This is a genomic window from Variovorax xiamenensis, assembly GCF_050916385.1.
Classification (GTDB): Bacteria; Pseudomonadota; Gammaproteobacteria; order Burkholderiales; family Burkholderiaceae_C; genus Variovorax.
The window spans coordinates 4,091,938-4,106,226 of record NZ_CP139038.1; the positions used below are offsets into that span (position 1 = coordinate 4,091,938).

Below are 14,289 nucleotides of genomic sequence, written 5' to 3' on the forward strand. Positions count from 1 at the left end.
TCCGCGCGCGTGCGGCACGGGCGAAAGACGTTGTTTTTCAGGGGTGACTGGGACTGTGTTCGCGAGGGGGTCGACATGGCCCCTCGGTTACAATCCGGTCAAGTATAAACGGCTGCCATCGGGTAGCGTCCGGGTGATCCCCAAGCCCTGATCCAAGCTCGCTCCCCCCGCATCTCCCCCCAATTCCGCCGAGGCTTCATGAAGCACGCCGCCTTCTCCAGACTCTCCATTGCCTTCGCACTGCTGTTCAGCCTCTGGGGCTCCGCGGCGCATGCGAACGAATACGACGACGTGAACGCGCTGCTGCGCCAGGGCAAGTCGAACGAGGCGCTCGCCAAGGCCGACACCTACATCGCCGGCAAGCCGCGCGATCCGCAGATGCGCTTCCTGCGCGGCGTGATCCTCACCGAGCAGAACAAGCAGGCCGAGGCCGTCATCGCCTTCACCCAGCTCACGCAGGACTTCCCCGAACTCTCCGAGCCCTACAACAACCTTGCCGCGCTCTATGCGTCGCAAAGCAAGTTCGACCAGGCACGCGCCGCGCTCGAACAGGCCATCAAGCTCAACCCGAACTACGCCACGGCGCACGAGAACCTCGGCGACGTGTACGCCCGCCTCGCGGCGCAGGAATACGTGCGCGCCCAGCAGTTCGCCAGCACCAACGCCAGCGTCGCGCCCAAGCTCGCGCTGGTGCGCCAGATCTTCACCTCGAAGACCGAAGCCGAGGCAGCCGCCCTGCCCGCCGCGCCGGTGGTCATCCGCAAGCCGGTCGGCCGCACCAGCAAGTAAGCAAAACCAGTCGCCGCAGCCGCGACACCGCCATGGCGGCCACGGCGCGGCACCGTTCCTCCATCCGCATACGGAGCCTCACTTGACGACCAACTCCTTCTCCCGCTTCAGCCGCCGCGGCGCCCTCGTGCTCGCAGCCGCATTCGCGTTCGCCGCCAGCGGCCATGCGCAGTCGGCCACGCCGCGCGTCAAGCTCGCCACCTCGGCCGGCGACATCGTGGTCGAGCTCGACGAAGCGAAGGCGCCCAAGACGGTCGAGAACTTCCTGCAGTACGTCAAGGACAAGCACTACGACGGCACGGTCTTCCACCGCGTGATCGACGGCTTCATGATCCAGGGCGGCGGCTTCACGGCCGACCTGCAGCAAAAGCCCACGCGCGCGCCCATTCCGCTGGAAGCGAGCAACGGCCTGAAGAACGACAAGTACACGATCGCCATGGCCCGCACCGGCAATCCCAACTCGGCGACCTCGCAGTTCTTCATCAACGTGAAGAACAACGACTCGCTCAACGCGCCCAACCCCGACGGCTACGGCTACACCGTGTTCGGCAAGGTCGTCGCCGGCACCGACGTGGTCGACAAGATCCGCGCGGTGGCCACCGGCAACAAGGGCGGCATGCAGAACGTGCCGCTCGAAGCCGTCACCATCAAGTCCGCCACCGTGGTGGCGAAGTAATCCCTTTCAAGTAGGAGTCCTCTCATGAGCAATCCCCAAGTCGAACTGCACATCAAGAACCTCGGCGTGATCACGCTCGAACTCGACGCCGCCAAGGCGCCGAAGTCGGTCGAGAACTTCGTCGCGTACGTGAAGAAGGGCCACTACGACAACACGGTGTTCCACCGCGTGATCCCCGGCTTCATGGTGCAAGGCGGCGGCTTCGAACCCGGCATGAAGCAAAAGCCCACCGACGCCGAAATCCAGAACGAAGCCAACAACGGCCTGAAGAACGACAACTACACCGTGGCCATGGCCCGCACCAGCGCGCCCCACTCGGCCACCGCCCAGTTCTTCATCAACGTGGCCGACAACGGCTTCCTGAACCACACCGCTCCCTCGGCCCAGGGCTGGGGCTATGCGGTGTTCGGCAAGGTCATCGCCGGCACCGACGTGGTCGACAAGATCAAGGCCGTGAAGACGGGCCGCAAGGGCTTCCATGACGACGTGCCGCTCGAAGACGTCGTGATCGAAAAGGCCGTCGTCACCGCGGAATGACCCGCGACCGGCCCGGTTCGACAGCAGCATGAGCACGGTGGCGAACCCGGCCTTTGCGGAACTGGTGGCGCCACCCGCGTGGCGCACTGTCGACCTCATCTCCGACCTGCACCTGCAGGCCGGCGAGCCCGCCACCTTCGAGGCCTGGCAGGGCTACCTGCAGACCACGCCGGCGGACGCGCTCATCATCCTCGGCGACCTGTTCGAGGTGTGGGTGGGCGACGATTCCGCCGCCCAGCCCGGCGAGCCTGCCACCTTTGAAGCCCAGTGCGCCGAACTCCTGCGCCAGACGGCGAAGCGATTGCCGGTGTTCTTCATGCATGGCAACCGCGACTTCCTCGTCGGCCCCGCGTTCGCGGCGCAATGCGGCCTGACGCTGCTCGACGACCCGACCGTGCTGGTGCTGCACGGCCAGCGCTGGCTGCTGAGCCACGGCGACATCCTCTGCCTCGAAGACACCGAGTACCTCAAGTTCCGCGCGCAGGTGCGCACGCCCGGATGGCAGGCCGCGTTCCTCGCGCGACCGCTGGAAGAGCGCCGCGCGCTCGCACGCTCCATGCGCGTGCAGAGCGAAGACCGCAAGCGCAATCCCTCAATGGTCTGGGCCGACGTCGACCATGATGCGGCGCGCGACTGGCTGCGCCGCGCCAACGCCTTCACGCTGGTGCACGGCCACACGCACCGCCCGGCCGACCATGACCTGGGCGACGGCCTGCGCCGCGTCGTGCTGAGCGACTGGGATGCCGCGGCGCATCCGCCGCGCGCGCAGCTGCTGTGCCTTTCCTCCGCCGGCGCGCAGCGCGTCGACCTGCGCTAGCCGCGCCGCCGCCAGCAATGTTCAAGTGGCTGCGCCGCCTGCGCGCCCTGCCCCCGATTCCCGAAGCCGCGTGGCAGGCCACGCTCAGGCGCTATGCCTTCCTGGGCGCCCTGCCCGAAGCCGACCGGCAGCGCCTGCGCACGCTCACGGCCGAATTCCTGCGCGACAAGGAATTCCACGGCGCCAAGGGCTTCTCCATCACCAACGAGGTGGCACTGGCCATCGCGGCGCAGGCCGTGCTGCCGGTGCTGCACCTGAAGGGCGGGCTGAACTGGTACGACGATTTCGTCGGCATCGTCGTGCACCGCTCCGAAGTGGTCGCACGGCGCAAGGTGATCGACGAAGCGCAGGTGGTGCACGAATACGGCGAAGTCGTGGCCGGCGAGGCCATGGACCGCGGCCCCGTCATGCTGAGCTGGGACGACGTGCTGGCCAGCAGCATCACGAGCGAGCGCGGCTACAACGTCGTGATCCACGAGTTCGCCCACAAGATCGACATGCGCAGCGGCGACGCCAACGGCTGCCCGCCCCTGCCGCCCGGCTTCGCGGGCCAGCGCAGTTCCCGTGCGGCCCGCGAGGCGTGGCTGGCCGTGCTGCAGCCGGCATACGACGACTTCCGCGAGCAGACCATCAAGGCGGAGCGCTTCGGCACCGAGGCGCCATGGCTCGATGCCTATGGCGCCACCTCGATCAGCGAGTTCTTCGCGGTGGCCTGCGAGGCCTACTTCGTGAACCGCCCGAACTTCGCCCGCGACTTCCCCGGCGTGCTCGCGATCTTCGATGAATTCTTTCTGCCTAAAAGGCCCTGAGCCCCCGCCCAATATCGCCCTTCAGCTACTGATTCGATAGCGCCACAACCCTTACCATTGATGGGTTATCAACTCACCAAAAAGGTAAACAACATGAGGGATTGGTTCTATCAGCTCACGGGCAAGGCGTGGATCGCGCTGGTGTTCGGCATCGGCATCCTGGGCTGGGCAGGTTATGCGCAGTTCAAGGCCAGCTCGGACACGCACGGCACCGCCGTCGAAGACCTGGTCGCCAAGAGCGGCACGATCGTCAGCGGCAGCGAAGTCACCGAGACCACCAAGCGCCGCCGCGGCGGCAGCACCACGCGCCGCTACTTCGTGCTCGACGCCAAGCTGGCCGACGGCAACACCGAGAAGTGGCGCGTCGACTACGCGGTCGGCCGCAGCAAGCTCGAGCCGCTGATCGACGAAGCCGTCGAGGTGCGCGTCGATCCCTCGGACAACAACCTGGTCTACGAAGTCAAGCTCAAGGGCAAGCCCGTGGTGTCGCTGGAAGACGTGCAGAAGATCATGGAAGTGAAGGACAAAGCCGCCGCATCGAGCGCCACCGACAAGGGCACGCTGATCGTCGGCGCGCTCGCCCTGCTGCTGGGCATCGGCGGGCTGCTGATCCGCCGCAAGATCCGCGACGGCTACCTGGCCGAACAGGCCGCCGCCGTGCAGACGCCCGCCATCGGCGAGAAGGTCTGAGCGCCAGCCTCTTGCGGCTTCGACGCTCAAAAGAAAAGGCGCCCCGCGGGGCGCCTTTTTCATGGGCGGCAGTTTCGTCCTTCCGCCCGCCTGCCGCCGCGCCTTACTTGCGCAGCAGGGCCTTCAGCGCGTTCTGCAGACGACGCGCGCTGGCAGCGTCGTGCGCCGCGGCCAGCACCTTGCCGGCGTCCTGGCCCCAGGTCTGGGCCGGCGCCGGATCGCCGCGCTTCGTCAGCAGCTTGAGCTGCAGGGCACGGCGTGCATCGAGTTGTTCGGCGGGCGTCGGCACCTCAGCGGCCATTTCGAGACGCAGCAGCGCTTCGGCGGCGTCGTTCGCCGCAGCCGTCGGCGCGGAGCCGATGGCTTGCGACCAGCCGCTGCGCACGGCCGGCGTGACCGCGCGGCCCAGCTCCTGGATGCTCGGCAGACGGCTGGCGTCGCGCTGCTCCCAGGCGCCCAGCACCTGGGTCAGGGCTTCGCCATGGGCCTGCGCCGCGAGCTTGCGCAGCGCCATGTCGGCGCGCTCGAGAGCTTCGCGCTGTGCGCGGAAGGCAGCGTCGCCCAGGCGCGGGCCGCGATCTTCGCGCGGCGGACGGTCGCCGAAACGGCCGCCGGGCGCGCCACGATCGCCACCGCGAGGGGCTCCACGATCACCACGATCGCCGCCAGGACGACCCGGGCCACCGGCACCGGGACGGCCGCCATCGCGGCGGTCGCCGAAGCGGCCACCGGCCCCACCGCGCGCGGCAGGTGCCGGCTCGGCCTTCTTGCTGCTCGGACGGTCGTCACCGCGCATGGCCACGACGGGCTTGGGCGCGGCCTTCGGTGCCGCGGCCGGCGCTTCGACGACTGCGGCAGCTTCGCCGGCATCGTGCGCCGCGCCATCGGTGCGTGCCGAAGCGTCGGCACCGTCGGCCGGTGCCACGAGGTCCGCCGAAGCGTCGGGCGCCGCGGCTGCATCGGCGTGCGTGCCGGGCGAAGCTTCCGCGTCGCTCGGGCTCGGTGCCTGTTCGGCGCTTTCACCGAATTCGGCGGCTGCCTGCCCCGGCGCCACGACCTCGGTCGCGCCGACCGACGGACCATCGGCCTTCGGTGCGGGCGGCGGCGCCTCGCCGCGCAGCGCGCCTTCGAGGCGGGCGATGGCGGCACGAATCTTCTGCGCATCGCCGCCGGCATTGGCGGCGTCGAGCGCCTTGGACGCCTCGAGCACGTTGCGATCGTGCTCATTCATCGCGGCCGACGCCTTTTCGCGCTCGGCAGTCTTGCGATTGAAGGCCTCGTCAATGGGCGCGCGGAAGGCGTCCCACAGCTTCTGTTCCTGGCGGCGGTCCAGCGGCACGCTCTGTGCCTCGGCCTGCCAGCGCTGCTGCAGCGCCTTGACAGCGTCGATGCGCAGCATCGGCTGCGCGCCGAGCTCGGTCGCCTCGGCGATCATGGCCTGGCGGCGTTCGATGCTGGCCTTCTGTGCCGTCTCGAACGGCGCGCGGGCGGCGCCGAATGCTTCGTTCCACAGCGGCTGCAGTTCGGCGAACACCTTCTCGCCCACGTGGCCGGCATCGCGCCAGCGGTCGGCGAACTGGTGCAGCGCGCGGTTGTGCGCCTTCAGGTCGCTGGCGCCGGCATGCTCGGCAGCCCAGGCCTTGACCTCCTCGATCAGCGCGACGCGCAGTGCGCGGTGCTCGGCCGCATCGGCGCGGACCTTTTCGAGCCAGGCCTCGACCACCTTGTGGGCTTCGTTGCAGGCTTCGTCGAAGCGCTTCCAGAGCGCATGGTTCGGCACGCCGCCCTGGTCGGCCTGCTTCCACTGGTCGCGCAGCGAGCGCAGCGTTTCCTGCATCTTGCGGCCGCCGAGGGCCTGGCCTTCGGGGCGCTTGAGCAGGCCTTCGGCCTTGGCGACCAGGTCTTCGCGCACCTTGTCGGCGCTCCAGCGCTGCCAGCCTTCGAGTTCGCCGGCGGCGACCAGTGCGGCATGCACGCGGGCTTCGAGCGGCGCCTCGACCAGCTTGCCGTGTTCCTTGAGCACTGCGCGCAGTGCGGCGGCGGCACCGGCGCTGGCCTTGCCGTGGCCTTCTGCGGTTTCCTGCTCGAGCTTGGCGAGCGCGGCCTGGACGGCGTCCTGGGCGGCGGCGCGCACGGCCGGGTCGACCTTGGGCGCGGCCGGACGGGCGGGAGCAGCGGGCTTGGGTGCCACGACTTCGCCGCGCGCAGCGCGCAGCTCGTCGGCCCACACGGGCACGGGCGGCAGCGGTGCCGCGGCATCGGCGGCGGCGGCGACGGCCTGGGCCAGAGCGCTATGGAACGCATCGGACACCACCAGCAACTGCGACCTGGACGATTCGAGCTGCGGCGCGAACTTGGCGTCGAGGCTGCTCCAGTTGGTGTCGGCGACGATCTCGGCCGCCTGCTGCTGCCAGTGCGTCACGTCGGCGCGCAGCGATTCCTCGGCGACCTGGGCGTCCTGCCAGCCCTTGGTGGACAGCACTTCGAAGCGCTGCGCCAGCAGCACGGCGGCTTCGCGATGCACCTGAGCGCGGTGCTGCAGGTCTTCGATGCCCTTGACGCGCTCGGACAGCTTGAGCTTCAGGCCCGCCAGCGGCTCGCGCGACAGCGGAGCACCGGCCTTGGCGGCGTCGCGCTGCCAGGCGAGCGCATCGGCGATGTTGAGCTTGGACTGGGCGACGAGGGCTTCCGCCTTCTGGGCCCATTCGGCGGCGATCGCCTCCTGGCCCTTGGCGCGCTTGAGTTCGTCGAGCTTTTCGCGCAGCAGGCGCGCGGCGCCCTTGTCGCGACCGCTCAGTTCCTTGAAGACTTCCTGCATCTGCTCGGGCGCGGGGTTGCCCGCGAGCCAGTCGCGGATGCGCGCGGCGCGCTCGCCGGACGTCGGCGCGGTGAAGGCGCCGCCGGTGAGCGAGTCGAGGGCCTGAATGTCGTGTGGCTTGGAAGAAGTAGAGGTCACTGCGCGAAATCGTTGTCTTGGTAGAGAAAGCGAAGGCGCCGGCAAAGGCCGGCGCACATCGACATTTTCACCCACTTGCGGCCGATCACTGAATTCCGTCCTGAAACGACGGCACTCCGAGGGGTCGCGGATGGGAAAGCTGGTGGACTACATATATAGCAAGCCCAAGGGAAAAACCAAGTCGGCGCCACGGATCGGGCCGCGGCACCGCGCTCGTTCAGGTCGTCACTTCATGGTCAGGCTGAGTTCGGCGCCCGGCTTCCAGTCGCTGCCGCTGGCGCTGGTGCGCACCGCCCCCAGGAAGAGACGCTCGCTCGGCAGCTTCTTGGCGAGCAGGTAGTCGCGCACCGCCGCGCCGCGCTCGACGGCGAGCTGGCGCATCGACTCCTCGTCGACCGGCACGCTGGCGAACAGCAGCTTTTCCATGTCCTGCAGCGGCAGGTCCTTCGCCAGGCCGACGATGTTGCGCGGCTTGGTGATGTCGGCGCGCTTGTACACGGCGGTCACCAGCTCGGGGTATTCGGCGTCGGTGACGGGCGGCACGTCGGTGCCGGTCTGGCCGCCGCGCACCGCGACGCGGCGCTTCTCGGCGTAGGCGAGCTGGCGCACGCGCTGGCGCTGGTAGGCGTCGCGCTCCTTCTCGAGGCTGGAGGTGCCGACCACCGTCATCTGCAGCGTCGGCCGGTCGGTCAGCGCCTTGGCGACCTTGTCCAGGCTTTCCTTGGCGGACGCGCTGAGTTCGGAACTGCCGGGCTCGAAGGTGATGGCGCTCGATTCGCCGCTGCCGCCGCCCAAACCACCCGTAAGCAGGCTGAACGGCGCCGTCACGGCCTTCACGACCAGGTTGACCACCGCCTTCCAGATCAGCGGGCCGACGCTGAACTGCGGGTCGTTGAGCGAGCCGCTGAGCGGCAGGTCGACGTCGATCACGCCGTTGCGGTCGGCCAGCAGCGCCACTGCCAGCTTCACCGGCAGGCTGTTGGTGGAGCCAGCCACCTCGTCGCCGAACTGCAGCTGGTTGAGCACCAGCTTGTTGGTGGCGGTGAGCTGGCCATCGGGCGCGACCTTGTAGTTGACGTCCATGCTCATCTTGCCGCGCTCGATGCCGTGGCCGGCGTAGCGCACCGAGTACGGCGACAGCGGCGCCAGGTCGAGGTCGCGCATCTTGGCGGTGATGTCGAGCTCGAGCGGCTTGGCCAGCGGGTTGAGCTTGCCGGTGATTTCCAGCGCCGCGGTCTGCTGGGCCTTGCCGCGCAGCTCGAGGTCGGCCAGCGCGGGTCGGCCGCTCTCGCCCTTGGGCGGATTCGACGAGAACGAGCTGAGCTTGCCGGTCAGCTCGCTCAGGTCGGCCGAGTAGTTCGGCTTGACGAACAGGTCGGTGAAGTCGATCTTGCCGTTGACCAGGCTCATCGGGCCGAAGTTGATGACCGGCGCAGGCCCGGCATCGGCCGGTGCCGTCGGCGCGGCGGCCGCCGCCACCGGCTTGGCGGGCTCGGGCGCCGCGCTGCCGACCATTTCCTCGGCGGACATCGGCCGGCCGCCGGTGGGCTTCGGCGCCGAGCCCTTGGCGGCCGTGGTGGTCGTCGTGCCGCCCGGGCCCTTGCGGGTGCTGGCCTCGCCGGCCGCCGCGGCGGCAGCGGCCGCTTCCGCCTCGCCCTTCTTGGTCAGGCTCAGCAGGTTGAGCCGGCCGGTCGGGTCGACGATCACGCGGGCGAAGAAGTCGGTCAGCGTGGTTTCGCGCACATCCACATTCGGCGGCGCGTTGGGTGCCATGCTCACCTGCAGGCCGCGCAGGCTCAGCGTCTTCCAGCTCAGAAGCTGGTTGTTGTTGCGGTCGAAGCCGGGAGACTGGGTCAGCGAGACGCTGTTGGCGCGGAAGTCGTCGAGCGCCGTGTCGCCGGCCAGCTTGACGCTCACGCCCGCCGGCGAGGTCGCGTAGCGCACCGTGCCGCGATAGCTCGCGAAGGCACGGCGGATGTCGACATTGAGCGCATCGGCGTAGTAAGCCTTGAAGGCGTGCGCCGGGAAGGATGCGATCTCCACCTTGCCCTCGGCCGCCAGCGGCTTGAGCACGATGTTGCCCTTGTAGTCGAAGCGGCCCGGGTCGGAACGCCCGGAGCCGATGCGGCCCGAGACCTCCAGCGGCGAGGTCGCATTGGTTTCGGGGGCGAGCTTCTGGGCGTGCAGCTTGAAGGCAGTGACTTCCACCGTCACCGGGGTCGCGCCGGCCTTGTCTGAATAAGATAGCGCGCCGTTGTCGACCGCCAGCGTGCCGACGGTCAGCGCCCAGGGCTTGGTGTTGGCGCCGGGCTGCGGCGTTTCGGCGGTCGCGGGCTTGGGTGCGGCAACCTTGGCTTCGGCCTCCTTCGTATTGCCTGCCCCGGCGGGCGTCTTGAGCCAGCGCTCGAACATCCAGCGCTTCTCGCTGTCGCGCTCCACGCGGATCTTGGGATTGGTCGCGGTGAACGAAGCCACTTTCAGCGTGTGCTTCGTCATGTCGGCCTCGGCGTCGACCAGTTCGAAGCGCCCGACGCTGGCCAGCGCGGTCTTGCCCTGGGTCAGCGCCAGGCCGTCGGCGGACACGCGGCGCGCCTTGAACTTCAGGTCGGGCTGGGCCCAGGCGATGTCGATCTGGCCGCTGAGCTTGCCGTCGAGCGTGGGTTCCAGGCTCTGCGCCAGATAAGGAGCGGCCAGCGAGAGCGGCAGCGCGTCGACCTCGGTCTGCACGTCGGCCACCTTGTCGGTGGCGTTGCCCTTGAACTTGAGCGAGGCGCCGGCAACGGCGGTGCTGCCGCTGAACTCGGCCGGTTTCTCCATCGGCCAGGTGACGCCCGAGACGTCGATGCCGAGATCGGTCAGGTCGACGGCTGCGGCAGGGTTCACGGTCTCGTCGCGCCAGCCGATGCGCCCGCCGTTCAGGGCCACCTTGTCGACCTGGACCTTGAGCGCCGCCTTCGGCGCCGGCTTGCCGGCCGCGGGCGCGCTCGCTGCCGCGGCGGGCGGCGCAGCGACCTTCTCCGCCGCGCCGGTGGCCGGATCGGTGGCCAGCAGATTGAGCTTGCCGGCCGCGTCGCGCGCCACCGCAAGCTGCGGATTCGCCAGTGAAACCTCGCTCAGGTGGAACACCGACTCCAGCGGCCGCACGTCGGCCAGCGCCAGCTTGAGCGAGTCGAAGGCCAGCAGGTCGCGGCCGCGCGCGTCGGCGACCTTGGTGGTGTGGGCCTCGACCGTGCCGGTGATCTTCAGGCCTGTGGTCGCGCCCTGCTCGAAGCCGATCTTCAGGTCGGCATCGAGGCTGCCCGCCTGCAGCTTCACCGGCAGGCCGCCGGGGATGTAGCCCAGGTACGGCACGAGATCGAGCCCCTTGAACTGCACGTGGGCGTCGGTCTTGCGGCTGTCGGCGAAAGGCGTGGTGAACGCGGCCGAGTCGAACTTGCTGCCGTTGAGGGCGAAGGCGAGCTTGGGCTCGGTGTTCACGTCGCGCTTGGAATCGAGGTTGCTCAGGAAAGGCACCTTGAGCACGAAGTCGCGCAGCTCGTGCTTGCGCTTGACAGTCTGGTCGTCGAAGTCGACCGAGCCGCCATTGATCGCGATGTTGTAGATGGCGAAGCGCGCGGGCTTGGCGTTCGGATCGGGCGGCGGACCGGCCGAGAGCTTGGCCAGGATGTCGTCGATGTCGTACTTGCCGTCGGCCAGGTGCGTGAGCAGGATGGCCGGGCCATCGACGGTGACCGCGTCGATCACCGGGGCGAGGCGGAAGATGGATTGCAGCTCGGCATCGGCATAGATGCGGTTGACGGCCACCTGCGACTTGCTGCCGTCGGCGGTGGCGATGCGCAGGTCGTTCAGCGTGAGCTCGAGGGTCCAGGGCTTGAAGTCGATCTTGCCGACGGTGACCTGCCGGCCGAGCTTCTCGCTCGCGATCTTCTGGAGCTGGCTCTTGGCGATCGGCGGTACTGCCAGCCAGGCGATGACCCAGAAAGCCAACAGCGCCAGCACCGCGACGACCCCACGTCGCACCCATTTGTTCTGTTTGATCGTAGCTACGTCCATCGCTGGAGTGTGCCGCAAACATGCGCCAACGCTACGTACGCAGAAAGGACGCAAGCCCGTCTGCGGAACAAATGCCGGGGAAAGGTCTTCGCAGGGTCTCCCAGATGAAGAAAGCCCGGTGAGTCGACGGAATGTCTTGTCACCGGGCTTGATGGCGGGCACAAAACCCATGCCATCGATTCGCGCGACCGGAAGTCAATGGTTCCCGCCGTGCTGGCAGCAAGAGATTGCCACCGTGGCTCCTCGACCGCTGAACCCTCGGACTTGCACCTCGGGCTGCCCGGGCCTTGGAAGAACGCCTGAAAAGCCAGGCCCGTCCAGATTAGGCGTCGCTCCCTCCGATTGCAAACGTGTTTTACAAAGGGATTTCCCGTAAGCCAAAACGCCTCTGTGGAGGCTCACTTTTTAAACAACTATAAGCATAAGAAAACAAATACTTATACTTGACCGGGTATTTAGCCACGCTAGAATCCGCGCTGCCCTGACCGCCCGACGCGGAGGGGCCACCTGAATCCGCTGCCGAATTCCCCCGGCTTGATCAGGCCGCCGCGCTCCCAACCCCTTCACTCCATGCGCGGAGCCTGATTCGTACCAATCCAAGCGCCGCTGCCTTCATCCCTCGCCTTTCATGGCGTTGCGACTCGGGTGCCGCATAGAAAGGAAAAGCGATGAGCAAGGCGTTTGATGCCACGGCCCGAGGGCTGAGGACCTTCGTGTCCGATGTGGCAGACGGCTTTTTTGAAATCACCCACAACGGGTTTGCACTGGTCGGCCTGGCCATCGTGTTCGCGGCCCTCGCCCTGGTGGCGCGGCCCGACCTGCGCAAGACCGGCGAAGAGGAACTGATGGGCTGGCTGCAGTCGCGCAAGCCCGCGCCCGAACCCACCGACCTCGAGCCGACCGCCATCGAGCGCACCACGGCCGCGAGCCCCGCCGACCTGCCCAAGCAGCAGGCAGCCGTGGCCTACTGGCTGAGCAAGAAATACCGCGTGGCCGCCGAGCCGCTGAGCGTGCTGGTGGCCGAGGCCTATGGCATCGGCAAGCGCACGAAGATCGATCCCACCCTGATCCTCGCGATCATGGCCGTCGAATCCAGCTTCAACCCCTTCGCCCAGAGCCAGGTCGGCGCCCAGGGCCTGATGCAGGTCATGACCCGCGTGCACGGCGACAAATATGAAAGCGCGGGCGGCACGCTCACCGCCTTCGACCCGGTGACCAACATGCGCGTCGGCGTCAAGGTGCTGCAGGAATGCATCGCCCGCGCTGGCTCCCTCGAAGGCGGCCTGCGCTATTACGTGGGCGCCGCCAACCTCGAGGACGACGGCGGCTACGCCGCCAAGGTGATGGCCGAGCACGAGCGCCTGCTGCAGGTTGCCAACGGCCGCGCGCCGTCGACGGTCACGCCGCCGAACGTGCGCCCGCAGCCGATCCCGGTGGTGGCGCCTCCGGCCAAGCACGAAGAAGGCAGCGAGCCCGCCAAGGTGGCTCTGCTCTCCTCCGTTTCCTGAAGGAGTTTTCGCGGCGCGGGTGCAGCCTCCTGAGCTACACTCGACCGGTACGCGACTGGCGATAGGCGCAGCACCCCGCAAGGTGCCACGCGCTGACGTGGAATACCACTGGGAAGCGTACCGCCTGGTCACGCAGGCGTTCAGCCGTTCGCCTGGGCAGCCCTTGTTTGGTTGAAGAACAAGGACCTCGTCTTCAAAGGACTGCCATGTACCAACGCAATATCCTGGTCGAACAGACCGACCCCGAAATCTGGGCCGCGATTCAAGCCGAAAACGCACGCCAGGAACACCACATCGAGCTGATCGCCAGCGAGAACTACGCCTCGCCGGCCGTCATGGCCGCGCAGGGCTCGCAGCTCACCAACAAGTACGCCGAAGGCTATCCGGGCAAACGCTACTACGGCGGCTGCGAGCACGTCGACGTGGCCGAGCAGCTGGCCATCGACCGCATCAAGCAGATCTTCGGCGCCGATGCCGCCAACGTGCAGCCGCATTGCGGCGCCTCGGCCAACGAGGCCGTGATGCTCGCCTTCCTGAAGCCTGGCGACACCATCATGGGCATGAGCCTGGCCGAAGGCGGCCACCTGACCCACGGCATGCCCCTCAACATGAGCGGCAAGTGGTTCAACGTCGTGAGCTACGGCCTGAACGAGAAGGAAGAAATCGACTACGACGCGATGGAGCGCAAGGCGCATGAGCACATGCCCAAGCTGATCATCGCGGGCGCGTCGGCCTACTCGCTGCGCATCGATTTCGAGCGCTTCGCCAAGGTGGCCAAGGACGTCGGCGCGATCTTCATGGTCGACATCGCCCACTACGCCGGCCTCGTGGCCGCAGGCGTGTACCCCAACCCGGTGCCGCACGCCGACATCGTCACCTCCACCACCCACAAGAGCCTGCGCGGCCCGCGCGGCGGCATCATCCTGATGAAGTCGCAGCACGAGAAGGCCATCAACAGCGCGATCTTCCCGGGCCTGCAAGGCGGCCCGCTGATGCACGTGATCGCCGCCAAGGCCGTCGCGTTCAAGGAGGCCATGTCGCCCGAGTTCAAGACCTACCAGCAACAGGTGGTCAAGAACGCCCAGATCGTGGCCGAGACGCTCACCCAGCGCGGCCTGCGCATCGTGAGCGGACGCACCGAAAGCCACGTGATGCTGGTCGACCTGCGCGCCAAGGGCATCACCGGCAAGGAAGCCGAAGCCGTGCTGGGCAGCGCCCACATGACGATCAACAAGAACGCAATCCCCAACGACCCGGAGAAGCCGATGGTCACCAGCGGCGTGCGCATCGGCACCCCCGCCATGACCACCCGCGGCTTCAAGGACGAAGAGGCCCGCATCACCGCGAACCTGGTTGCCGACGTGCTCGAGAACCCGCGCGACGCGGCGAACATCGAAGCCGTGCGCGCCAAGGTCCACGCCCTGACGAGCCGCTTCCCCGTCTACCGCTGATTT

General features: G+C 68.0%; 10 protein-coding genes and 1 riboswitch. Of the genes, 8 read left to right on the plus strand and 2 right to left on the minus strand.

Going from position 1 to position 14,289, the window contains the following annotated elements:
- Positions 1-198 precede the first annotated feature (198 nt).
- From SFB74_RS18660 to SFB74_RS18685, 6 genes are all read left to right on the plus strand, one after another.
- Positions 199-789: a tetratricopeptide repeat protein gene (locus SFB74_RS18660; RefSeq protein WP_432725721.1), complete on the plus strand. Its 591-nt coding sequence runs from the start codon at positions 199-201 to the stop codon at positions 787-789.
- An 82-nt stretch (positions 790-871) separates the two neighbouring features.
- Entirely contained in the window at positions 872-1,465 is a 594-nt protein-coding gene (locus SFB74_RS18665) for a peptidylprolyl isomerase (protein WP_432725723.1), read from the plus strand.
- 24 nt (positions 1,466-1,489) lie between these two features.
- Positions 1,490-2,002: a peptidylprolyl isomerase gene (locus tag SFB74_RS18670; RefSeq protein WP_432725724.1), complete on the plus strand. Its 513-nt coding sequence runs from the start codon at positions 1,490-1,492 to the stop codon at positions 2,000-2,002.
- A 28-nt stretch (positions 2,003-2,030) separates the two neighbouring features.
- Positions 2,031-2,819, plus strand: a complete 789-nt coding sequence (locus SFB74_RS18675) for a UDP-2,3-diacylglucosamine diphosphatase (protein ID WP_432725725.1) — start codon at positions 2,031-2,033, stop codon at positions 2,817-2,819.
- A gap of 17 nt (positions 2,820-2,836) precedes the next feature.
- Positions 2,837-3,628, plus strand: a complete 792-nt coding sequence (locus tag SFB74_RS18680) for a zinc-dependent peptidase (RefSeq protein ID WP_432725726.1) — start codon at positions 2,837-2,839, stop codon at positions 3,626-3,628.
- A gap of 93 nt (positions 3,629-3,721) precedes the next feature.
- Entirely contained in the window at positions 3,722-4,318 is a 597-nt protein-coding gene (locus SFB74_RS18685) for a hypothetical protein (protein WP_432725727.1), read from the plus strand.
- A gap of 103 nt (positions 4,319-4,421) precedes the next feature.
- On the opposite strand, the gene SFB74_RS18690 is transcribed toward SFB74_RS18685, so the two are convergent.
- Positions 4,422-7,274, minus strand: coding sequence for a DUF349 domain-containing protein (locus tag SFB74_RS18690; protein ID WP_432725728.1), 2,853 nt, complete (start codon positions 7,272-7,274; stop codon positions 4,422-4,424).
- Between the two features lie 225 nt (positions 7,275-7,499).
- Positions 7,500-11,327 (minus strand): DUF748 domain-containing protein, encoded by a 3,828-nt coding sequence (locus SFB74_RS18695; RefSeq protein WP_432725729.1) that lies wholly within the window; start codon positions 11,325-11,327, stop codon positions 7,500-7,502.
- 668 nt (positions 11,328-11,995) lie between these two features.
- On the opposite strand from SFB74_RS18695, the gene SFB74_RS18700 reads away from it, so the two are divergent.
- Complete coding sequence (locus tag SFB74_RS18700) at positions 11,996-12,835, plus strand: transglycosylase SLT domain-containing protein (RefSeq protein ID WP_432725730.1); 840 nt, start codon at positions 11,996-11,998, stop codon at positions 12,833-12,835.
- A 41-nt stretch (positions 12,836-12,876) separates the two neighbouring features.
- Positions 12,877-13,000: riboswitch (ZMP/ZTP riboswitch) on the plus strand.
- Between the two features lie 41 nt (positions 13,001-13,041).
- Positions 13,042-14,286, plus strand: coding sequence for a serine hydroxymethyltransferase (gene glyA, locus SFB74_RS18705; RefSeq protein WP_432725732.1), 1,245 nt, complete (start codon positions 13,042-13,044; stop codon positions 14,284-14,286).
- Positions 14,287-14,289: the final 3 nt, after the last annotated feature.

Coding starts and splice junctions, on each gene's coding strand:
- SFB74_RS18660 (WP_432725721.1), top strand. CDS start 199: ATGAAGCACGCCGCCTTCTCCAGACTCTCCATTGCCTTCGCACTGCTG.
- SFB74_RS18670 (WP_432725724.1), top strand. CDS start 1,490: ATGAGCAATCCCCAAGTCGAACTGCACATCAAGAACCTCGGCGTGATC.
- SFB74_RS18675 (WP_432725725.1), top strand. CDS start 2,031: ATGAGCACGGTGGCGAACCCGGCCTTTGCGGAACTGGTGGCGCCACCC.
- SFB74_RS18680 (WP_432725726.1), top strand. CDS start 2,837: ATGTTCAAGTGGCTGCGCCGCCTGCGCGCCCTGCCCCCGATTCCCGAA.
- SFB74_RS18685 (WP_432725727.1), top strand. CDS start 3,722: ATGAGGGATTGGTTCTATCAGCTCACGGGCAAGGCGTGGATCGCGCTG.
- SFB74_RS18695 (WP_432725729.1), bottom strand. CDS start 11,327: ATGGACGTAGCTACGATCAAACAGAACAAATGGGTGCGACGTGGGGTC.
- SFB74_RS18700 (WP_432725730.1), top strand. CDS start 11,996: ATGAGCAAGGCGTTTGATGCCACGGCCCGAGGGCTGAGGACCTTCGTG.
- glyA (WP_432725732.1), top strand. CDS start 13,042: ATGTACCAACGCAATATCCTGGTCGAACAGACCGACCCCGAAATCTGG.